Here is a 22,204-nt window from a genome sequence, read left to right on the forward strand (position 1 = left end):
TCAGGCTCGCAACCGGAAGCCGCGGGGCGTCGGCGCGAACCCCGCCTCGGTGAGAATCGGCGCGAAATCGCTGCCATGGATGGTCTCGCCGTCGACCTTCTCCACGACGATTCGGTCGATTCCCCCACGTTTGACCACTCCGGCGAGAGCAGACGCCGCAGTGCGTAGTACACCGGGATCGTCGGTGAACGTCAGAACTGTTCGCCCGCCGCGTTCTACGAACAGGATCAACTCGCCCTCGACCAGGACCACAAGGCCGCCTGCCTTGCGCCCGGGGCGATGACCTGGTGCGTCGTCGCCGCGCTTCGGCCATGGCAGCGCCGCACCGTACGGGTTGGCGGGGTCGCTGGCGGCGAGTGTCACGGCGGGCAGCGACGTGTGCCGGCCCTCCAGCGAATCACCGTAACTTCGCAACCGGTCCACGACATGGGGAGTGGAGAATTGTGCGCCGCCGAGCGACTCGACGAAGTGCCCACGGCGGCACCGCCCGTTGTCCTCGAAGGTGCCGAGCACCTTGTACATCAGAGCAAATCCACCCGGAACGTTCTCGGTCGTCACGGATCCGCGTGTCACCACGCCGTAGCGTTCGAGGAGAAGTTCGGCAGTAGCGCTGGCACGCAGGGTGGAATCCGTCTCGGCGCCCGGAAGAATCGACCACCGGCCGCCGACGGTGGGCGGCGCCGTGCGAACCGGGGTCGCGAGGCTGCGGTACGCACGGGCGCGCGGTGGGCGCCGCGGCGAACGGTGGCTGGTGGTGGTTCTCGACGTGTCCGAGAGGAGAGCACGCAACGGGGCGAGGGTGTCGTTGCCGATGTGCCCGAGCCACACGAGATCCCACAGAGCAGTGGCCAATGCACTGTCCTCGGACATCTCCAGCGTGTCGGAGAGCTGACGGAAGAAGTACGCACCGCCGCCGGACAGCGTGTCCAGGATCCGACGCTGCAGGTCGGACAGATCCGACTCGGCGGGGGTCGTCAGCGTCAGGGGGGCGGTGTCGGCCGGGTGGAGACACACCCACCCGTCCTTTCCCGAAATGTTTCCTGCGCCCGACCACAACACCTCTCCGGTGGAGGTCAGTTCGTCGAGCATGGCGGGGGAGTAGTCGGCGACGCGGGACGGCAGAATCAGCGACTCGAGCGCCGACGCGGGAACCGGCACGCCGGCAAGCTGTTCCACAACCGTGGCGACTCCGTCGATTCCGCGCAGAGTGCCGCCGACATGTTGCCAACTCGGGAGGAAGCGGCCCAGGGTGGCAGTGCTGACGGGCTCCACTTCCTGGCGGGCTGCAGCGAGTGAACGCCTGCGGAGGCGACGGAGGACCTCCGAATCGCACCACTCACTACCGGAGGCACCGGGGCGGAATTCCCCTTCCATGACCCGCTTTTCCGAGGCGAGTCGTTGCAGAACGTCGCGGGCGACAGCGGACCCGATGCCGAAGCGCCCGGCTGCATCACCGAGCGAGAATGGTCCGTGGGTGCGCGCGTACCGGCTGAGCAGGTCACCGAGTGGGTCGTCGACGGGTTCGATGAATGCGGCCGGCGTACCGATGGGCAACGGAACACCCAGTCCGTCTCGCAGGCGCGCGGCGTCCTCGATCGCCGTCCACCAGTGGGCACCGGCGAAGGAGACGGCGAGCGCACGCTTGGCGCGAACCAGCTCGTCCAGCCACGGTGTGGGATCCTGCGTCGAGCGTGCGGTGACCTCCTCCGTGGTGAGGGGGCCGAGAATGCGGAGCAGGTCGGCCGCGCCTTCGAGGTCTTTCGCCTTGCGGTCCGGGAGAAGGCGTTGCAATTCCAGCTCCGCTTGCGTGATGACATCGGCGTCGAGAAGTTCGCGCAGCTCGACACGGCCGAGCAGTTCTGCGAGTAGGGCAGAATCGAGGGACAGGGCGGCGGCCCGGCGTTCGGCCAGCGGGCTGTCGCCCTCGTACATGAATTCACCGACATAGTTGAACAGCAACGCGCCGGCGAAGGGTGACGGTGACTGTGTCTCGACCTCGACGATGCGGATCTGCCGCCGCGCCATCCGGCGGAACAGATCCTTCAGGGCCGGAAGGTCGTACACATCCTGGAGGCATTCGCGCACGGTCTCGAGCAGAATCGGAAACGTCGGATACTTGCGGGCGACGTCGAGGAGCTGCGCCGAACGTTGACGCTGCTGCCACAGCGGCGCCCGTTTTCCAGGATTGCGGCGCGGCAACAGCAAAGCGCGAGCGGCACATTCACGGAACCGCGAGGCAAACAACGCAGACCCGCCCACCTGTTCCGTGACGATGTCCTCGATCTCGTCGGTATCGAAGGCGAAGAGGTCTGCCCCGGGCGGTGTGTCCTCCGTGTCGGGAAGGCGGACGATGATGCCGTCGTCCGATGCGGTCGCGTTGGAGTCGAGACCGTGGCGCTCGCTGAGCCGAGCACTGACAGCCAGAGCCCACGGTGCGTGCACACGCTGTCCATAAGGTGAGTGCAGGATCAGACGCCAGTCGCCGAGCTCGTCGCGAAATCGCTCGACCACCAGGGTGCGATCAGTGGGAACCTGACCGGTGGCGGTCTTCTGTTCGTTGACCAGCTGAACTAGATTGTTCGTGGCATTGTCGTCAAGACCTCCTGTGAGGCACCGTTCCTTCACCTCCGTTTCGTGGCCGAGCGAAATCTCCCGGAGGAACTGTCCGAGCGCCTCACCGAGTTCCGCCGGTCGGCCGAGGCCGTCACCGTGCCAGAAGGGGAGACGGCCGGGCTGACCGTACGCCGGGCTGACCAGTACCCGATCGAAGGTGATGTCCTCGATCCGCCAGCTGGTGGCACCGAGCGCGAAGACGTCCCCGACCCGAGACTCGTACACCATCTCCTCGTCGAGTTCGCCGACCCGAGAAGCTTTTTCGCCCACCATGTAGACGGTGAACAGTCCGCGATCGGGGATGGCACCCCCCGAGGTGACCGCGAGACGTTGCGCGCCGGGACGACCCGTCAGTGTGTTGGCTTCGCGATCCCAGACGAGCCGGGGGCGCAGTTCCGCGAACTCGTCGGAAGGATACAGCCCTGCCAGCAGGTCGAGCGTGGACTCGTAAGCCGAGCGCGGCAAAGAGGCGAAGGATCCACTGCGGCGGACCGTCTCGAACCAGTCGTCGACGTCGAGCGGTTCGAGTGCGGTGGCCGCAACGGTGTGTTGAGCGAGGATGTCGAGTGGGTTGGCCGGCACCGCGAGTGCTTCGATTTTGCCGGTCACCATGCGTTCGACGGTGACGGCGCAGTGAATCAGGTCGGTGCGGTGCTTGGGGAACACGACGCCGCGGGAGATCTCCCCGACCTGGTGTCCGGCGCGGCCCACACGTTGCAGGCCGCTCGCCACCGAGGGCGGAGCCTCCACCTGGACCACGAGATCCACTGCCCCCATATCGATTCCGAGTTCGAGGCTGCTCGTCGCGACGACACAGCGGAGCCGTCCGGATTTGAGGTCGTCCTCGATGAGGGCTCGTTGATCCTTGCTGACCGAACCGTGGTGAGCCCTCGCGAGCAGAGGGTCGGCGCCGAAGTTGACCTCGGAAGGGGCGCCGATCTGCGAGGCGGGCTTCGGGTTCCTGTCGACGTCGGTGCCACTACGCTCGGAATAGATTTCGTTGAGTCGTGCGGTAAGTCGCTCCGCGAGCCGCCGCGAGTTGGCGAACACGATGGACGATCGGTGTGCGAGGACGAGATCCACGATCTGTTCCTCGACGTGTGGCCAGATCGACCCGGCCTGGGGAGTCGACGATGCCGAGCCCTCGGCAGGCTCGGCGAGACCCAGCTCCGTCATGTCCTCGACGGGAACCTGAACGGTCAGGTCGAACATCTTCGGTGACGGCGGAGCGACGATCCGAATCGGCGCCGAACCGGAGAGGAAGCGTGCCACTTCTTCGTGCGGGCGCACCGTCGCCGACAGTCCGATGCGCTGCGCGGGGGTGTCGAGGAGCCGGTCGAGTCGCTCGAGCGACAGTGCCAGGTGCGCCCCACGCTTGGTTCCTGCGACAGCGTGCACTTCGTCGACGATCACGGTATCGACCCGGGTCAGCGTCTCCCGCGCCGACGAGGTGAGCATGAGGAACAGCGACTCGGGGGTGGTGATGAGGATGTCCGGCGGATTCTTGATCAGCGCGCGGCGGTCGGCGGGCGGGGTGTCGCCCGAGCGGACACCGACCGAGATCTCGGGCGGTGTCAGGCCGAGCCGTTTCGCTGTCTGGGTAATGCCGACCAGTGGGGCTCGCAAATTGCGTTCGACGTCCACGCCGAGTGCCTTCAGCGGTGAGATGTACAGAACCTTGGTGGACCGGTCCTTCTCGCCCGTCGCCGCGAGCTGGTCGAGGGACCACAGGAAGGCCGAGAGGGTCTTGCCCGACCCCGTAGGTGCGACCACCAGCGTGTTGGCGCGGCTGGCGATCGACTCCCAGGCGCCGAGCTGCGCGTTCGTCGGCGCGGGGAAGGCGCCGTCGAACCACTCCCTGGTGGCGGCAGAGAACTTGCCGAGGACTTCGGTCACCGTTCCATAGTGCACCGGAGGTCCGACAGACACCGCACGTCTGCTCGGAACGGCCGAGAGGGCGAGAGCGCGCTTGGAGAAGTGTGTCGGAGCGCTGAGATATGTTTCGCACATGAGTTCGACTGGGGGGTCGGCGGAGAGCCGGGTGGCGGGGCAGCTTTCGCTGCTCACCGCTGCGGTGGACGGGTTGCTGGGCGCTGACGTGGTGGGGTTGTCGGACGCCGAGGTGGTCGACGCGATCAGGAACCTGGAACGCGCCCTTCGCCGCGCCGGTGCGGTGTCGCACAGGCTGGTTGTGGAGAGCGTGGAACGGTCCCTGCCCGCATCCTTCGGCTACCGTTCGCCCCACAAATTCCTCGTCGACGTCCTGCGAATATCCGCGGCCGACGCATCAGCCCGGGTCAGCGCGGCCCGCCAACTGGGGGTGTGGCACGCCTCGACCGGAGAATCTCTCCCGGCCGCTCTGCCGGATACCGCGGCCGCGCAACGGAACGGCGACATAGGTGCCGATCATGCCCGAGCCGTGTCGAGAATTCTGCGCAAAATCCCGCACGCGGTCGACGCCGACGACACCAAGGCCGCGGAATCGACTCTCGCGCGAGTGGCTTGTGACGGGACGCCCGAGGACGTCGAGCAGGCGGGGCACCGACTTCTCGCGTATTTGAATCCGGACGGGAATCTCGGCGACGACATCGACCGCACCCGCCGCCGGGCACTCACCCTCGGCCGGCAGGACACGGAACTGATGTCGCGAATCTCCGGTGAACTCGACCCCACGGCGCGGGCACTTCTCGATCCGATTCTCGCCAAGTGGGCGCGACCGGGCATGAACAATCCGGCCGATCCATCCTCGCCCACCGGCGATGCCGAGCACCCCACTGTGGATTCGGACGTTCTCGCCGCCGCGGCCGCCCGGGACACGCGCACCACGGCGCAACGCAACCACGACGCGTTCAGTGCCATGTTTCGAGCCGTGCTGGAATCAGGAATCCTCGGCCGGCACCGGGGTCTGCCTGCCACCACGATCATCACCATGACGCTCGAGCAACTCGAGAGGGCGATCGGAGGGGTTGCCACCACAGCCAGCGGGGGCCTTCTACCGATCGAGGATGCGTTGGCGCTGGCCGAGCAGGCCCACCCGGTCTTGGTGTTGTTCGACCATGACGGCCGTCCCCTGCATCTTGGACGCCGCCGACGTCTGGCCAGTGCGGATCAGCGGCTTGCGTTGATCGCCGCCGACGGCGGATGCACCCGCCCCGGATGCGCGACGCCGGCCAGCATGTGCGCGGTCCACCACGTCACGGACTGGCAGAAAGGCGGTACCACCGACATCGACGGCCTCGCTCTCGCTTGCGATGCCTGCCACGCTCGGGTCGATGACAGCGCCACCGGGTGGGTCACCAGGACTGCCGAGGGTCGATATCCCGGCAGGACCGAATGGATTCCGCCGCCACACGTCGACCCCGACCGAAGACCTCGCATCAATCATCGCCATCATCCCGGCGAGTTGATCGACCACGCACGGCGTGAAATGCGTGCACCACGAGAAGGGGATGATGCTGTGCCGTAGCGAAGTTGTGGCCGCTGCCAAGCTTGGTCAGGTGAGGTCGGAATCTGCGGACGCCGGCGCGAACGGCCACGGCACTTCGACCGTGTCGGGCGGCTGCGCGGCCGCCGCGGCATACGCACCGATGACGCACGCGAGCAACACCACTGCCACTGCGCGGACGATCCTGAACACGTTGACTCGCTTCGGTCGGAGGGGGCCCGGCTTCGCGGGGCAATCGTCAGACCGTAGACGAACGTACCGACACGTCGGAGTGGGACGGTCAGTCGCGGCTCAGGCGTTCCAGCAGTGCGGCTTTGATTGCAGGACGTCCGGCGGCGACCAGGGTGAAGGTAGCTTCACGCACCAACCGCTCGGCGGTATTGCCCGCGATCAGAGCGGAGCTGCCCTTGGCGGTGACGAGCGCCGTCGCGGTCCGCACGGCGAGTTCGGATGCCCGTGCCCGCGCGTCGGCGATGTCGGCCCTGCCCTCCAGTGCCGCGTTGAGGTCGAGTCGTGCCCGGGCAGCTTGCTCCTCGAACGGATCCGAATCGACCCCCAGCGTTTCGAGTTCGCTGATCGCGCGGCGGGTGATGCCCATGGCCATGCACCCGTTGATCCAGGAGCCGAACAGTTGGCTCTTCGCGAAGTCGTCGGGCGAGACGACGGCGCTTACCAGTTCGCCTGGCACTGCGAGGCCGTCGAAGGTGAGGCGAACGGTGTTGGAACCGCGGGCGGCGATCAGCGGTAGGTCTGCTGCGGTGAGCCCGCGAAGCGGTTGGGCGGGAATGATGACGTGCACGATGGTGTCGTCGAACTCGTCGCGGGCCGAAACCTGAAGCAGATCGACGATGCCCCAACCGGTGACGAACGGTGCGACGCCGTCCAGCACGTACCCGTCCTCGACCCGGCGCGCCCACAGCGTGGGTGGTACCGGAATGGCTCCGGCCAGCGCGACTCCGGCTCGCACGGTGCCGTCGACGAGCCCGTCGAGGTACCGTCCCTGCAGGGTGGTGTTGGGTGAGGCCGCGAGACCGGCGACCACTCCGTGATGCTGCATCCACGTGAAGGCAGTCGCGAGGCACCCGCCGCACAAGGTTTCCAGTACATCGACCAGGACGGACGGTGTCACGCTCTCGTCGTCAGGCGCTGCGAGACCGTAGAAACCGTCGGCGGCCAAAGTCTCGAAATGGCTGTCGGGGATCTCGCCATCGGCATCGACGCTGTCCGCCACCGGGAACAGGACGTTCTCGGCGATCTCTCGCGCCATTTCGGCCCAGTTGCTCACGTCCCGAGCGTAACCGCTCCACCGGCGCGATCAGGTGAACTCGACACCCTGCGCGAGCGGCAATTGGTCGGAGTAGTTGACGGTGTTCGTGGCGCGACGCATGTAGGCCTTCCAGGCATCGGATCCGGATTCCCGTCCGCCGCCGGTGTCCTTCTCTCCGCCGAACGCCCCGCCGATCTCCGCCCCCGACGTGCCGATGTTGACGTTGGCGATGCCGCAGTCTGAACCGTCCGCGGCGAGGAACCGTTCGGCCTCACGCTGGTCTGTGGTGAAGATGGACGACGAAAGCCCCTGCGGGACTTCGTTGTGCATCGCGATGGCCTGGTCGAATGTGTCGTAGGTGAGGGCGTAGAGGATGGGCGCGAACGTTTCTTCCCGCACCACCGATGTTTGTGCCGGCATGCGTACCAATGCGGGGGAGACGTAGTAGGCGGCGCTGTCCGTCCCGCGACGTTCGCCGCCACAGATTACTGTCCCGCCGTCGGCGCGAGCCTTGTCGAGGGCCGTCTGCATGGCGTCGAATGCCTGCAAGTCCACGAGGGGGCCGACGAGGACGCCGTCGTCGAAGGGGTTTCCGACCGTCAATGTTCGATAGGCCGCGGAGATCCGGTTCAGCAGCTCGTCCGCGATGGAGGAGTGCACGATCAACCGGCGCAGCGATGTGCAACGCTGACCTGCAGTCCCTGCAGCCGAGAAGACGATGCCGCGCACAGCGAGGTCGAGATCGGCTGACGGGGCCACGACTGCGCCGTTGTTGCCGCCCAATTCCAGCAGGCTCTTGCCGAAACGCGCGGCGACCCGCGGTCCGACGGCGCGGCCCATCCGCACAGATCCGGTGGCACTGACCAAGGCGACCCGGGCGTCGTCCACCAGTTGCTCGCCGACGTCCACGGATCCCTGCACCAGTGCGTGCAGGCCCGTGGGCGCTCCCACATCGTGTGCGGCCTGCGTCAGCAGGGCGTCGCAGGCGATCGCCGTCAGCGGAGTCTTCTCCGAGGGCTTCCATACCACGGTGTCCCCGCACACCAACGCTATCGCCGTGTTCCAGGACCACACCGCGACAGGAAAGTTGAAGGCGGAGATCACACCGACGACACCCAGCGGATGCCAGGTCTCCATCAAGCGGTGCCCCGGACGTTCCGATGCCATCGTCCTGCCGTACAGCTGCCGGGAGAGACCGACGGCGAACTCGCAGATGTCGATCATCTCCTGCACCTCGCCCCGCGCCTCGGAGGGAATTTTTCCGGCCTCGAGGGTGACAAGTTCCGCCAGTTCGCGTTTGTGTTCTGTCAGTAGCTGTCCGAGCCGCCGCACGATGGCACCGCGCTGGGGTGCCGGAACCGAGCGCCACGTGAGAAAGGCCTCGTGTGCCGCGGAGATCGCCGCGTCGACGTCGTCGGCGTTACTCGTGTCGACCGTCCGCAAGTCGGTTCCGGTGATGGGGCTTCGGGCCACGAGTGCACCGCTGGGAGCACCGATGTCGGCACCGCACCTGATCAGTGCTTCCTCGGCGCGTCGGCGCAACTCCTCGGGGTCGGGAAGGTTCACGATGCTGTCCTCTCTCGGGATCTGTCCTGCTGCTCCTGATAGAGCGCGAACGGGTCGTGCACGGCCCGGCCGAGTGTCTCGGCGAGCCAGGGTAGGTGGTACCGGGCGCCGCAGTCGACCTCGGCGCGGGTGCAGGCGTCTTCCGTCGGAGCAGGGAGGAAGTCTTCGTAGACGATCGGTTCGGCGATGTGCCGGTCACCCTCGCGCCGATACGTGAAGTACGCCATCCCTCGACTGCCGAGTTCGGCTTCGGTGCGCGGGAACCGGCGGTCCCACTCGGCCGCGTCGGCGTCCGCGGCAGCCAACCGGTCGTAGATTTCGCGTCCGGGAGGCGTCAGGGCGAGGCCACGAGCCTCGGCCCCCGCGAACCTTTCTCCCACGACTGTTCCGCCGCTCGAGATGAACCGGTGGGGCTTCGACATCGCACGGAACGAGGTCTGACGGAGGAGAACGGCAGGCCCATCCCATTCGGGAGGTCCCTGAATGCCGTCGACCATCGTGAAGCCCAGCGCCCTCATGCGGCGGCTCAACTCGTCGATGTCCAGCACGCGGGGCCTGAGGGCGTGGATGTGGGTGCCGGCGCTTGCGCCGACCTCCGCGGCGACCGGCGACACCGCTTCGAGCTGGGAGTACCACCCCTTGTCGACCGGTAGTTCCGTCCGCGCCAACACCGTGGTCGCGAGTGACACGAACCGCTCGGCCGAGGGAGCAGTCACACCTCCCTCCTCGGCTGCGAGCGCGGCGAGATGCAGCAGCTCCGTCGGGAAGAGCGACCGCCCGGCGAGAAACCTCTCGAGGCGTGCGTGTAGATCGGCGTCGAAGAACCGGTGATCCGCAGTCGTGAGCACCGAGGTGAAAATGCCGAACGGGTTGTGGTTCAGTTCGAACGAGTCGATCGGACGGAAGACGGTCCCGACGACGGGTACAGGGGTGGCGGCATCGCGCAGGTCGTAGAAGCCGACGGGGTGCATCCCGAATCCGGCAAACAGTATCGCGGCCTGACGCAGTTCTGCGGCACTACCCAAGCGGATCGCGCCGTGCAGCTCCGCGGTGACTCGATCGAGGCTGCCCCATCGCTCCGCCTCCGCGGGCTCGCGTTCGGCGAAATCGGCGTTGACCTCTCCGGTCACCTGTCGGAGCGTGGTGTAAGTCGGTACCTCACGGCCGTACATCACCGACAGTGCACGGGCGAACCGGGCTCGGAGCTCCCACGTTTCAACCATGACGCACCTCCGCTGGGCTAGCCTGCGCTGGTGGTGGAATCTTTTCGCAGCGACACACCCCATACTCCTCTCGACGACATCGATCGGGTTCTGATGCAGGAGCTGGTTGCCGACGGCCGTGCGACCCTGGCGACTCTCGCCGAGAAGGCGGGATTGTCGATTTCTGCGGTCCAGTCCCGGGTCCGCAGGCTCGAAGCCCGAAAAATCATCCGCGGGTACACCGCGAAGATCGACCCCGAAGCGCTGGGCCATGGTTTGTCGGCGTTCGTCGCCATCACCCCTCTCGATCCGTCTCAGCCGGATGATGCGCCTGCCCGTCTGCGCCACTTGCCCGCCATCGAGGCGTGTCATTCGGTGGCGGGGGACGAAAGCTACGTTCTTCTGGTGCGGGTGGCGTCCCCCCGGGAGCTCGAACATCTCCTTCAGGAGATCCGCGCTACCGCCAACGTACACACCCGCAGCACGATCATCCTCCAGACATTTTACGATAGCTAGCGGGATCACCGTATGTTTTCTCGGTTGACACGCGGATGGCAGGAAATATGACGTAATCTCTCGATATGAGCACAGCGATTCGATTTCCCGGCGGCGGGGGCGAGTTGTCCGCCGACCAGGTCCAGGACGTACTGCGTGCGCGCATTCTGGTCGATGGTTTCGACCTGGTGCTCGATCTCGAGCAGTCTCGGGGAACGCACCTCGTGGACGAGCGGGACGGAACGGATTACCTCGACATGTTCGGGTTCTTCGGTTCATCCGCGCTCGGCATGAATCATCCGGCTCTGGCGGAGAGCGACGACTTCCGCGAGGAGCTGGTGGAAGCGGCGATCAACAAGCCGAGTAACTCGGACATCTACACGGTGCCGATGGCGCGCTTCGTCGACACTTTTTTCCGCGTACTCGGGGATCCCGCACTGCCGCATCTCTTCTTCGTCGACGGCGGTGCTCTCGCGGTCGAGAATGCGTTGAAGGTCGCCTTCGATTGGAAGAGCCGATGCAACGAATGCCGCGGTATCGACCCCGCGCTCGGAACGAAAGTATTGCATCTGACCGAGGCTTTCCACGGCCGAAGCGGATACACGATGTCGCTGACGAACACCGAACCGGGGAAAGTAGCGCGATACCCCAAATTCCAGTGGCCGCGGATCGACGCTCCCTACCTGTCCGAGGGACGCGACGTCGAGGTGGCCGAGCGCCGTGCCCTGGAACAAGCGCGGCGCGCGTTTGCCGACAACCCCTCCGACATCGCATGTTTCATTGCCGAGCCCATCCAAGGCGAAGGAGGCGACCACCATTTCCGGCCGGACTTCTTCCAGGCGATGGAGCAGTTGTGCCGCGAGAACGATGCCCTCTTCGTTCTCGATGAAGTGCAGACCGGGTGTGGACTGACCGGAACCAACTGGGCGTATCAGCAACTGGGTGTTCGCCCCGACGTCGTGGCATTCGGCAAGAAGACCCAGGTGTGCGGAATCATGGCCGGTGGCCGGGTAGACGAGATCCCGGACCACGTGTTCGCAGTGAGTTCCCGCATCAACTCCACCTGGGGTGGCAACCTCACCGACATGGTGCGGTCGCGCCGGATCCTCGAGGTCATCGAGGACGATCGGCTGGTGGACCGCGCCCGGTTGACGGGGGCGCACCTTCTCGAGCGGCTCCGCCAGCTGGCCGCGGCAGTGCCAGAGATCACCGAGCCGCGTGGTCGCGGTCTGATGTGCGCAATCAGCCTGCCGACGACATCGCGGCGGGACCAAGTGGTCACGGCACTGCGAGAGCGCGAACGGGTACTTGTTCTCCCGACAGGTAAGTGCGGGATACGGTTCCGTCCTCCGTTGAACGTCACTACCGCAGAACTCGACGCCGCCGTCGATGCGCTGGGCCGAGTGGTGGGCGGTACCGTCGACGGATGACCCCCATTGCGCTCACCTCCGTGCCCAACCTCAGAGACGTCGGCGGATATCGGACAGAGAGTGGGGCCAAGGTGCGCACCGGCGTGTTGTATCGCTCGACCGATCTCAGTCGGGTAGCGGACACAGACATGCCGCTACTCGCGGACCTCGGAATTCGGACCGTCTACGACCTCCGTACCGCCGACGAACGCGAAGTCGCACCCGACAAGCTGCCGGACGGGGCCCGAGCAGTTGCCCTGGACGTTCTCGCCGACAAGGGGATCCGATCGATCCCCGCGCAGATGCTCCAGGTGATCGCCGACCCGATGATTGCCGAACGTGAACTCGGCGGCGGCCGGGCGATCGAATACTTCGAGGGCAGCTACCGTGACTTCGTATCGATGCCGAGCGCGGTGTCGTCGTACCGGGAGCTCTTCCGGGACCTTGCGGCGGATGACAGCACACCCGCCCTCGTGCACTGCACCACCGGCAAAGACCGGACGGGATGGGCTACCGCAGCCCTGCTGCTGTTGCTCGGTGTCAGTGAAGAGGACGTGTTCGACGACTACCTGCTGACCAATGAACTTCTACTGCCGTCCTTCGCCGGGGTCTTCGAGAAGTTCACCGATGCAGGTGGAGACCCCTCGCTGCTCGAGCCGGTGCTCGGTGTACGCCGGCAATATCTGGAGGTGTCCCTCGCCACGATGCGGACGTCATTCGGAACAATCGAGGGTTATTTCTCCGACGGCCTGGGCCTCGACGCGGAGCGTCAGGCGTTGCTCCGGGAGCGCATGACTGCGGAGTGAACGGCGAGGCCCAGTCCTACACCTAGCGTGTCCGCAAGCAGATCCCACACGGATCCGTGTCTCCCGATCGGCAGAATGCCCTGCAGGATCTCTGTGACCACAGCGAAGGCTGTGAGCCACAGCACCGTGACCCGAACCGGTAGCAGTGCGTAGCGGGAGGCGCCTGCGAGCGCCGCGAACAGCAGGGCGTGCACCACCTTGTCGGCGTGTTCGGGACCCGATGGCGTCGCCGACGCCGGCGACAGCAGCATGATCAGCGCCAACCCAGTGAGCGCGACTACGGGAACGGACCGCATCGTCACCGCTGGACCGTCAACCCCAACGCGCCCTCCGCGAAGCGTTGTACGGCATCGGCGCCACTGGCAAGGGCGGCGTCGTGCCCGCTCCGAGCCCATCCGGTGAGCACCGCGGTATCACCCGATCGAGTCAGCCCGACCTCGGCCAGCATCTCACCGGTGTTGGGTTGACAGATCGCCCACGAATAGTGCTCGTCGCTCGACCACTGCGCGGTCCGTCGGGCGATGTAGTCGGCGTCGTCGATACCGCCGTCGGCGAGGGCCGGCCGGTCGTCGACTCGTTCATCCGCGCGGAGTGCCCGCAGATACCAGCCGCCGGCATTGACTTCGACCGGTTCCATGTCAGCGATCCCGCTCGCGGTCGTTCCGCATCCCGAAAAGGATTGCTCCGCCGGCCGGGATCATCAGAAAGAACAGCCAGCTGTTGTCGACCGGGACGACGAAGAACAACACGAGCGCCACCAATGGGATCACCGACATCACTATGCGACGCCAGTTGTGGTCACCGTCGGGTTTCGTCGACGTGGGGCGAGCTGTGGCCGGGGCGGCGACGGCGGGAGTCGGGAGGTCTGCGAACACCCGATCGAGCTCGCCGCGGGTGGTCGCCCCGGCCACTGTGGCACTGCGCTCGTCGAACTCGACGACCGTCAGGCGGCCGGCCGCGAAATGTTCGCTCAGCAGGTCGAGGGCCTGCTCACGTTCGGCCGTGCCGATACGGATGTCGGGGAGGTCGGACATGCGAGTGATCTCGGACCTATTTGAGTTCGGCGAGGACGGTGCCTTGGGTGATGGCGGCGCCGGGTTCGACGGTCAGGCCGGTGACGATGCCGGCCTTGTGGGCGTTGACCGGGTTTTCCATCTTCATGGCCTCCAGGACGGCGATGAGGTCGCCCTCGGCGACTTGTTGGCCTTCCTCGACGGCGACCTTGACGACGGTGCCCTGCATCGGGGCGGTGACGGCGTCACCGGACGCGGCACCGCCACCGGCGCCTCCGCGGGTGCGGGCCTTCGGCTTCTTCCGGACGGCACCATTACCACCGGTGGTGGGGGCGCCGAGGCTGAACTGGCCGGGCAGGGACACCTCGACGCGGCGGCCGCCGACCTCGACGACCACGTTCTGCCGGGGCAGGGAGTCGTCCTCGTCGACCGGTTGGCCGCCGGTGAACGGTTCGATCTGGTTGTTCCACTCGGTTTCGATCCACTTGGTGTAGACGTCGAAGCCGGTGCCGTCGCCGATGAACGCGGGGTCGGAGACGATGGCCCGGTGGAACGGGATGACCGTGGCCAGCCCCTCGACCTGGAATTCGGCGAGGGCGCGGCGGGCGCGGGCGAGGGCCTCGTCGCGGGTGGCGCCGGTGACGATGAGTTTGGCGAGCATCGAGTCGAACTGGCCGCCGATCACCGATCCGGTTTCCACGCCGGAGTCCATCCGCACACCGGGGCCGGTGGGCGGGACGAACTTGGTGACCGGGCCGGGGGCGGGCAGGAACCCGCGGCCGGCGTCCTCGCCGTTGATCCGGAACTCGAAGGCGTGCCCGCGGGGGGTGGGGTCCTCGAGGATGTCGAGTTTCTCGCCGTTGGCGATCTTGAACTGTTGCAGCACCAGGTCGATCCCGGCGGTTTCCTCGGTGACCGGGTGTTCGACCTGCAGGCGGGTGTTGACCTCGAGGAAGGAGACGGTGTCGCCCTGGACCAGGTATTCGACGGTGCCGGCGCCGTAGTAGCCGGCCTCTTTGCAGATCGCCTTGGCGGAGGTGTGGATCCGGTTGCGTTGGTCGTCGGTGAGGAACGGGGCGGGGGCCTCCTCGACGAGTTTCTGGAAGCGGCGCTGCAGGGAGCAGTCGCGGGTGCCGGCGACGATGACGTTGCCGTGCTGATCCGCGATGACCTGCGCTTCGACGTGGCGGGCCTTGTCCAGATATTGTTCGACGAAGCATTCCCCGCGGCCGAACGCGGCGACGGCCTCGCGGGTGGCGGAGTCGAACAGTTCGGGGATTTCCTCGATGGTGTGCGCGACCTTCATGCCGCGGCCGCCGCCGCCGAACGCGGCCTTGATCGCGACCGGAACCCCGTATTCCTTCGCGAACGCGACGACCTCGTCGGCGCTCTTGACCGGGTCCTTGGTGCCGGCGGCCATCGGGGCCTTCGCTTTTTCGGCGATGTGCCGGGCGGTGACCTTGTCGCCGAGGTCGCGGATCGATTGCGGAGAGGGGCCGATCCAGATCAGGCCGGCGTCGATCACGGCCTGGGCGAAGTCGGCGTTCTCGGAGAGGAAGCCGTAGCCGGGGTGGATGGCATCGGCACCGGACTTCGCGGCGGCGTCGAGGATTTTGTCGAACACCAGATACGATTCGGCGGAGGTCTGCCCACCCAACGCGAACGCTTCGTCGGCCAGGCGCACGAACGGGGCATCGGCGTCGGGTTCGGCGTAGACCGCGACACTGGTGTACCCGGCATCGGCGGCGGCCCGGATCACCCGCACTGCAATCTCACCGCGGTTCGCGACGAGCACCTTCGTGATGTGCGCGCTGGCATGACTGGGCACTGAGCCTCCTGTGGTTCATGTGGTCGGTCGCCGCGGTGGTTCCGTGAAGTCGCACCAGCGGTGGGATACGGGCATCACTTCGGAGTCTAAGCACTGAACCGAACGCGGTCGTCACCGGATCGAGATTTCCGTCAGGGCTTCAGCGACACTTCGCGCCCTACCGACGAGTAGGTTACTGTAACCTGTTCTAGTTGCCGCCGGAGGCTCGCCACCCAGGTGTGGACGCTCGCCGCAGCGATGTCGTTGCCCGGATATCGGACCGCCAGATTGACTCCCCGAGGTGTGCGATTGATCCATGCATAGACATCGTGGGTGTATTGCCGGCTCCGCAGCGCCCGGGCATTGCGGTCGACCCACTGGCCCGCATCCGGGACGAATCGGACGTCCATGTAGGAGACGACGAAGCGAGGCCGGATGGGGAGGTGGAGTTCTCGCTCGATCCGGTCGAACGGGACGACGGCGATCGGCTTGGTCCGGGCCGTGCTCGCTTCCGCGGCGCGGGCCACCTCCCCGAACTCGTGGGAGGGGAGCTCGAAATCGACCGGGCTGAGTCCGACGAACCATCCGAGCGCCGACGCCCACTGGGGCGCATGCCGGGTGTGGACCGGCGTGATGGTGCGGAAACGTTGCTGCCCGGCGACTTCCGCGCCTGCCAGGCCCAAGCACGCCAGGAGCCCGGAGAAGAACCCCACATCGGCGTCTCTGCAAGCCGTAGAGAAGGCCGCTGCCTAATCGGCGTCGAGAATCCACGCCGACAGGTTCTGCTGCGCATCGTGTGTGCGCGGCCCGATCTCGAGTGGGAACTCCGGCAGTCCTCGATCGGCGAGAGCACCCCGCCACACGTCGAGTGCCTCGCGCTGCACGTCGGCGTCGGCGGGTGACTCCCGCTCGTCCCGCCCGAAATCGACGTAACTACCGACCGGAAACAGGTTGGCGGCGCGGCCCGACAGAATTTCTTCGTACAGCGCCGTCAACTCGTGCGCGACCAGCACGATCGAGAACCCGTCGATGATCGAGTGGTCGGCAGCGAAGAACACGGTGAACCGATCGCGCTCCACCGGTTCGAGCGTCGCGAACACATAGGACGGCCAGCTGTGCGGAGACGCGTACTCGTCGAACAGTTGCTGGAGATGGGCGAAGTTGTCACCGCCCGCAGCGTCGTAACCGTGGCTGATGACGCCGATGTGTAACCCGCCGGCCGGCACTGTGCGCCGTCGGATGGTGTCGTGGGCGGGATCGAACGAGGTGTGTGAGCGCAACACCTCGTGCCGGTCGGTCCACTTCTCGAGTGCCGACTGAAAAGCGGCGACATCGAGGCGGCCCTCGATCTCGAAAGCGGTCCCGAGCCAGGACTCACGCCCGTCGGCAGCGGCGCAGCGGCGCAGGTGCGCCTCATGGATGTACGACGCCGGGCGTGGATCGTCGGTCCACGCCGAGCGCGCACACGGCAACCACTCGGTGAGTGCTCCCACGGGTATGGGGTAATCGGCGAGTTCTGTGAATTCCATAAGCTGTCGTTGGATGCCGGCCTAGCCGCGCAGATGCCGCTTGATGCGTGCGAGCATCGCGGACATGCCGCGCAACCGGAGCGGGCTGACGGCGTCCGCCAGCCCGAGGGCGGAGTAGAAGTCGTCGGGTACGCCGAGGATCGTGGCCGTGCTGTGGCCGTCGAGACCCTGCTGGAGGATCGACGCGAAACCGCGCGTCGTCGGCGCCTCCGGGGGCGCGCTGAAATGCAGTCGCACGTGCTCGGGATCGGAACTGTCTACCAACAGGAACAGCGGCGACTGGCACTCCGGAACGGGCTCCATGGCGTCCTGCTCGAGTTCGGCGGGCAGAGGTTGCAGTTCACGGCTGAACTCGAGCAGCAGCTGCAGCTTGTCGGAACCGTCGACGGCAGCGAAGTCGTCGACGATCTCGGCAAGCGAATCGGGCATCAGGGTCATGACGACGAGCCGGGGACCTCGCCCGGTTCCTCACCCCTGACGATGGGAACGCGCACGGTGTTGCCCCATTCGGTCCACGATCCGTCGTAGTTGCGGACCTGCGGGTAACCGAGCAGGTGGGTGAGCACGAACCAGGTGTGACTCGAGCGTTCACCGATTCGGCAGTACGCGACGATGTCGGCGGCGGCGGACACGCCGCTGTAGATCTCGTTCAATTCCGTGCGGGAGCGGAAACGACTGTCCGGCGCCGCCGCCTTGGCCCACGGAATGCTCTGCGCACTCGGGATGTGACCGCCGCGCAGTGCGCCTTCCTCCGGGTAATCGGGCATGTGTGTGCGCTCGCCGGTGTATTCCTGTGGTGAACGCACGTCGATGAGCGGGCCCTTGCCGAGGTGGGCGAGCACGTCGTCCTTGAACGCCCGGATCGGGGCGTCGTTGCGTTCCACCACCGGGTAGTCGGTGGGTGTGATGTCGGGTACGTCGAATGCGGTGTCCCGGTTCTCGGCGATCCACGCGTCGCGGCCACCGTCGAGGAGGCGGACGTCCTCGTGCCCGAAGAGGGTGAACACCCACAGCGCGTATGCGGCCCACCAGTTGCTCTTGTCGCCGTAGATCACGACGGTGTCGTCGCGGCTGATGCCCTTCCGGCTCATCAGTTCCGCGAACTTCTCGCCATCGATGTAGTCGCGGGTGACCGGATCGTTGAGGTCGAGGTGCCAGTCGACCTTCACGGCGCCGGGGATGTGACCGACGTCGTAGAGAAGGACGTCTTCATCGGACTCCACCACCTTGAGGCCGGGCGCTCCCAGATGTGCGTTGAGCCACTCCGTCGACACCAGCCGTTCGGGGTGGGCGTACTCGGCGAAGGAGGGCGTGGGATCTGGCGCTACGGGCACGGGCGGGCTCCTGCGGGATTGGACGACGGGGCAGACTCGGTGGGACGAAAGCCAATTCTAGGCCGACGGCTCGAGTTCGTCCGAACGGCGTTCACAGTAACCGTCCGGGGGTTCGCCGCAGCGCGTTCGGCATGCGTAGATTCGCCCCGTGAACGGAGGTTTCATGCCCGACATCTCGACCCGTGCCGACCTGGAGTTGCTGCTGAGGCACTTCTACGCACGGGCGTTCACCGACCCGATCCTCCGAACAGCGTTCGACACACTCGCGACCGTCGGACTCGACGACCATCTTCCCGTGATGTGCGACTTCTGGGAGTCGGTCCTTCTGGGGTCCGGCAGCTACCGCGGCGGCGTCCTCGCCGTCCACCGCGCGCTGCACGGTCAGCACGGGTTCACCGACCGGCATTTCGACCGATGGGTCGAGCTGTGGACCGCCAGTGTCGACGACCTGTTCGGCGGCGAGGTCGCAGGCCGTGCACGGGTGCGAGCGGCCGACATCGCGCTGACCATGCGGCAACGCATTCTCGATCCGTCCGAGCGAGCTGGGCAGGCGTCAGATGACGGGAGTGCCCTCGAGGTGCAGCTGGGTGGTCAGTTCGGCGATGGGTGCGACACCGTTCTCGCAAATGTTCAGCATGATCTCGCGCAGCCGTTCGAGGAAGTCGGTGACCGCACGCCGTGCCGTCGGGGTTTCGGGGAATCGGGAGCGCAGCGCAAGGCCCCTCCCTGTTCGTGAGATCCAGAATTGTGCGTCGTCGGCCACCGTCACGTTGCTGATGTGGTGGGCATTCAACTCGTCGTGATCGTCGGTGCCCGGGAGTCGGCGGTAGTCGATGTAGGACACCATGAACACGTCCGTCCGGGTTCGCCGGTACGCGTCGCCGAGCGATTCGCGGACCTGGGCCATCGTGACGCCCTTCAAGGTCAGGGCGGTGCGGAAGGACGCATGCGTGTGCGCCAGCGAGGACTGGAAGTCGCCGTCGGGAGTCACCTCCACGGTCAGGGGGGCACTCGTCGTGAGCCATCCGAGTGCGTTTGCCCACTGCGGGTCCTGGCGAATGTGCAGCGGAAACTGCAGCGGCATCCGGGATGTGCCGTTGATCGACTGGACAGCCAACCCCATCGCGGTAAGCGTGCCGGTGAACAGACTTCCGCCGGAGTCGAAGCAGATCTCCTCGAAGCGTTCGGCGTCGGCGGTGCCCAATAGTGGGCGGACGTCGGCGCCCTGCGGTGCAGGCTTGCCGGCTTCGACACCCAGGTCCAACGGGAAACTCGGCGCGGTGCCACCGCACCGCTCGTAGAACCGTGCCCATTCACGAACCCGGGGGTCACCCAGCTCGGTGACCGGTGTCTCGGCCTCGAGTTCGCAATACCGCAGGAAGCTGCCGGGATCGCCGAGTCCCTCGGTCAACTCCGCCGCGGTGATGTCGCGGGACACGCTGTGCGACAACAGCTTCTGATAGATCTGTCGGAGTTCACCCAGCGCAATGACCAGCGAGTAGCCATCGACCAGAGTGTGATCGAAGGCACTGACCACGGTGTAGTGGTCGTCCCGCTCGATGGTCGCAAAGAGATACGCGGGAAACGTCAACGGGTCGCAGGCCTCGGTGAAGCGGCGTCGCAGATGGTCACGAAGCTCGTCTGGTGACGACGTGAGCACCGGATCGGTGGCGACCACCGAGGCGAGGGCAGGGTCGAGATCGACCCGCATCAACACGTCGGAGGTGACATCGAACCCGGTCTGCAGGGTGTCGTGACGCCGGATGAAGTGAACGAGCGCGAGTTCCAGGGCCTCTTTGTCGAGCCGGCCCGGAAGATCGAAAGCCGCTGCCATCCATACACTCCGGCCGATACCGTGGGTGCGCGCCGTGTCGAGGTGGAATTGCTGGTTGTAGGACGGCGGCACCGCCGATTGCGACACCACCCCCGGGTCCACGGACCATTCGGTCACGATGCCGGGTTCGAGCATGTACTTGTCGATGGACGTGACATGCACTAGCGCACCCCCTCCGGCGAGCGGTAATCACCCTCGCGGGCTACCGTTTTCATGATGGTCGACAGGCGTCCTGCATAGGCGGCGACGGAGCGATGTGCTTCCGGGGTATCGGGATGGGAGATGGCCATCCACGTTCCTTCGAGGACCCGGTTGATCCAGATGGAGGCGATCTGGGTTGCTTTCCCTCCCACGATGCCGGTGGCGCGGGTGGACGAGAAGTTCTCGGTGTCGGGCAACCTGCGTCCGTCGATGTACGACACGATCGGGGGAGGCGTGAGTGTCGTGTGCTGTGACAGGGTGCCGGGGCCCGAGGCGGCCAGCACCGTGTCGATCACCTGTTGCACCGAGACTTCGCCGAGAGTCTTCCCTGAGCGATATGCCTCTTGCGCGCGCTGCGCGAGCCCGGAAAACGTGGTGGCGCCGTCCAATTCGAATCCGACCGGAACAAGATTGATGAACCACCCCTGTGACCAGTAGAACTGCGGATCGTTGCGGGTGGTGACCGGGGAGAGCGCCATGTAACGGTCGCGTCCGACGAGCTCGTGCTCGGTGATGGCCAGCGCCGCGAATACACCACCGATGAAGTTGGCACCATTGGCCTTGCATGCGACCCCGAACAGTTCGCAGTCCCGTGCGTCGGCCAGCTCGAACCGGCTGCCGATGGCCGGCTTCGGCGCGTCGGACGCTCCGAGGTCGAGGGGGAAGCTCGGGAAGCTTCCTCCGTTACGGGTGAGGTGACCGATCCAGCCGTGCACCTCCGGAGACGCCATCGTCAACGTCGCGGCCTTCTCACGCTCGCGCCGACTGTAGTCCACGTAGCTGCCGGGGTCCGGCAATTCCGGCTCCACGCCGTCGAGTTCGGCCTGGTAGATCATTCTTGTCTCGGCGAACATCAGGATCATCGACTGCATGTCGGTGTGCGCATGGTCGATCGCGTGGAAGAGAGTAAAGCTCTCCTCGGCGTCGGGGGCGTCAGTCGCGTAGTGCTCTACCGCACCGAATACGAAGGCCGGCCAGGCGAGTGCACTGGTGTCGTTCGCGAAGCGCGCCGCGACGTGGTCGCGTACCTGCTCAGGCCTGTCCAGAACGGCGCCCTCGGCTGGGGCGAGGTTGATGGACTCGGCCGGAACGACGTGTCGCCGAACGGGATTCGTCGTATCCGTGGGATCTGCTGCTGGGTCGGCGAACGAGAACCAGCTGTGGAGGGTGTCGTGCCGCAGAACGTACCGCTCGAGGGTTCGCGTCATGGCGGCCCTGTCGAGTCTGCCGGGGAAATCGAACGCGATACCGATCCAGGGGGATTGCGTCTCCCCGTTCTGCGCGGCGAGTCGTGCCCGCCTCAGGTGTCGTTCCTGCATGGTGGTCGGCAGGGCAGGGTCGACCGGGGCCTGCGCAGCCGCTCGTGCACTTATGTCCGTGACTTTCCACTCGACGACCCTCCCAGGCTGTGGTGTCCAGTGGGTGATCAAGTTCAAGTCCATCGAGCGGCTCCTGAGGTAGTCGAATGTCGAGGTGTGCGAGTTCGGTCGTGCACGCGCGTCTCGCAACAGGATGCGGCACTGAGTGCCTTACCGCGAGAGGTAACGGAGTACGGAGACTGATTACAGGTCGGTTCCGGTCCAGTCAAGTGTCGATCAAACGCCCCCTACGCTGCAACTTCCTGGCGTAATATCTCGGTTTTTTGAACTACCTCACAACCCGCGGCACACTTCGGGCTACTAG

Annotated in this window: 17 protein-coding genes and 1 pseudogene; 4 read left to right on the forward strand and 14 right to left on the reverse strand. The window is 66.1% G+C overall.

The annotated features are described in order from the left end of the window. The gene (locus GFS60_RS26435) at window positions 1-4,509 is read right to left on the reverse strand and encodes an ATP-dependent helicase (protein ID WP_201453457.1); all 4,509 of its coding nucleotides are present in this window, start codon (window positions 4,507-4,509) and stop codon (window positions 1-3) included. A gap of 112 nt (window positions 4,510-4,621) precedes the next feature. Between GFS60_RS26435 and GFS60_RS26440 the strand changes: the two genes are divergently transcribed. Beyond that, window positions 4,622-6,079: an HNH endonuclease signature motif containing protein gene (locus GFS60_RS26440; protein WP_159925807.1), complete on the forward strand. Its 1,458-nt coding sequence runs from the start codon at window positions 4,622-4,624 to the stop codon at window positions 6,077-6,079. 27 nt (window positions 6,080-6,106) lie between these two features. On the opposite strand, the gene GFS60_RS26445 is transcribed toward GFS60_RS26440, so the two are convergent. From GFS60_RS26445 to GFS60_RS26460, 4 genes are all read right to left on the reverse strand, one after another. Then, window positions 6,107-6,250 carry a hypothetical protein gene (locus GFS60_RS26445; protein ID WP_159925809.1) on the reverse strand — a complete coding sequence of 48 codons (144 nt, stop codon included), beginning with the start codon at window positions 6,248-6,250 and terminating at the stop codon, window positions 6,107-6,109. An 88-nt stretch (window positions 6,251-6,338) separates the two neighbouring features. Beyond that, complete coding sequence (locus GFS60_RS26450) at window positions 6,339-7,343, reverse strand: acyl-CoA dehydrogenase family protein (protein ID WP_159925811.1); 1,005 nt, start codon at window positions 7,341-7,343, stop codon at window positions 6,339-6,341. A 30-nt stretch (window positions 7,344-7,373) separates the two neighbouring features. Then, window positions 7,374-8,891 (reverse strand): L-piperidine-6-carboxylate dehydrogenase, encoded by a 1,518-nt coding sequence (gene amaB, locus GFS60_RS26455; protein ID WP_159925813.1) that lies wholly within the window; start codon window positions 8,889-8,891, stop codon window positions 7,374-7,376. Further along, window positions 8,888-10,114, reverse strand: coding sequence for a 2-oxoadipate dioxygenase/decarboxylase family protein (locus GFS60_RS26460; protein ID WP_159925815.1), 1,227 nt, complete (start codon window positions 10,112-10,114; stop codon window positions 8,888-8,890). The genes amaB and GFS60_RS26460 overlap by 4 nt, the downstream gene beginning before the upstream one ends. A 30-nt stretch (window positions 10,115-10,144) precedes the next feature. On the opposite strand from GFS60_RS26460, the gene GFS60_RS26465 reads away from it, so the two are divergent. From GFS60_RS26465 to GFS60_RS26475, 3 genes are all read left to right on the forward strand, one after another. Continuing rightward, on the forward strand, window positions 10,145-10,609 hold the full coding sequence (locus GFS60_RS26465; protein ID WP_109331368.1) for an Lrp/AsnC family transcriptional regulator: 465 nt from the start codon (window positions 10,145-10,147) through the stop codon (window positions 10,607-10,609). A gap of 65 nt (window positions 10,610-10,674) precedes the next feature. Then, a complete protein-coding gene (gene lat / locus GFS60_RS26470; RefSeq protein WP_159925817.1) occupies window positions 10,675-12,018 on the forward strand; it encodes an L-lysine 6-transaminase in 1,344 nt (447 codons plus the stop codon). Then, the gene (locus tag GFS60_RS26475; protein ID WP_159925819.1) at window positions 12,015-12,803 is read left to right on the forward strand and encodes a tyrosine-protein phosphatase; all 789 of its coding nucleotides are present in this window, start codon (window positions 12,015-12,017) and stop codon (window positions 12,801-12,803) included. The genes lat and GFS60_RS26475 overlap by 4 nt, the downstream gene beginning before the upstream one ends. On the opposite strand, the gene GFS60_RS26480 is transcribed toward GFS60_RS26475, so the two are convergent. The 9 genes and pseudogenes from GFS60_RS26480 to GFS60_RS26525 form a co-directional block, all read right to left on the reverse strand. Further along, the gene (locus GFS60_RS26480) at window positions 12,767-13,099 is read right to left on the reverse strand and encodes a VanZ family protein (RefSeq protein WP_159927560.1); all 333 of its coding nucleotides are present in this window, start codon (window positions 13,097-13,099) and stop codon (window positions 12,767-12,769) included. The genes GFS60_RS26475 and GFS60_RS26480 overlap by 37 nt on opposite strands. A gap of 2 nt (window positions 13,100-13,101) precedes the next feature. Further along, window positions 13,102-13,440: a hypothetical protein gene (locus tag GFS60_RS26485; RefSeq protein WP_159925821.1), complete on the reverse strand. Its 339-nt coding sequence runs from the start codon at window positions 13,438-13,440 to the stop codon at window positions 13,102-13,104. A gap of 1 nt (window position 13,441) precedes the next feature. After that, complete coding sequence (locus GFS60_RS26490; protein WP_159925823.1) at window positions 13,442-13,837, reverse strand: DUF1707 SHOCT-like domain-containing protein; 396 nt, start codon at window positions 13,835-13,837, stop codon at window positions 13,442-13,444. 16 nt (window positions 13,838-13,853) lie between these two features. Further along, the gene (locus GFS60_RS26495; protein ID WP_159925825.1) at window positions 13,854-15,644 is read right to left on the reverse strand and encodes an acetyl/propionyl/methylcrotonyl-CoA carboxylase subunit alpha; all 1,791 of its coding nucleotides are present in this window, start codon (window positions 15,642-15,644) and stop codon (window positions 13,854-13,856) included. 131 nt (window positions 15,645-15,775) lie between these two features. Continuing rightward, window positions 15,776-17,152: pseudogene (locus tag GFS60_RS40145) on the reverse strand (condensation domain-containing protein). 21 nt (window positions 17,153-17,173) lie between these two features. Further along, window positions 17,174-17,590 carry a SufE family protein gene (locus tag GFS60_RS26505; RefSeq protein ID WP_159925827.1) on the reverse strand — a complete coding sequence of 139 codons (417 nt, stop codon included), beginning with the start codon at window positions 17,588-17,590 and terminating at the stop codon, window positions 17,174-17,176. Further along, on the reverse strand, window positions 17,587-18,486 hold the full coding sequence (locus GFS60_RS26510) for a sulfurtransferase (RefSeq protein ID WP_159925829.1): 900 nt from the start codon (window positions 18,484-18,486) through the stop codon (window positions 17,587-17,589). The genes GFS60_RS26505 and GFS60_RS26510 overlap by 4 nt, the downstream gene beginning before the upstream one ends. Before the next feature lie 553 nt (window positions 18,487-19,039). Continuing rightward, complete coding sequence (locus tag GFS60_RS26520; RefSeq protein ID WP_159925831.1) at window positions 19,040-20,482, reverse strand: condensation domain-containing protein; 1,443 nt, start codon at window positions 20,480-20,482, stop codon at window positions 19,040-19,042. After that, a complete protein-coding gene (locus GFS60_RS26525; RefSeq protein ID WP_159925833.1) occupies window positions 20,482-21,963 on the reverse strand; it encodes a condensation domain-containing protein in 1,482 nt (493 codons plus the stop codon). The genes GFS60_RS26520 and GFS60_RS26525 overlap by 1 nt, the downstream gene beginning before the upstream one ends. Between the last annotated feature and the right edge of the window lie 241 nt (window positions 21,964-22,204).

The sequence above is a fragment of the Rhodococcus sp. WAY2 genome (assembly GCF_009859915.1).
In the GTDB taxonomy this organism is placed as follows: Bacteria; Actinomycetota; Actinomycetes; order Mycobacteriales; family Mycobacteriaceae; genus Rhodococcus_F; species Rhodococcus_F oxybenzonivorans.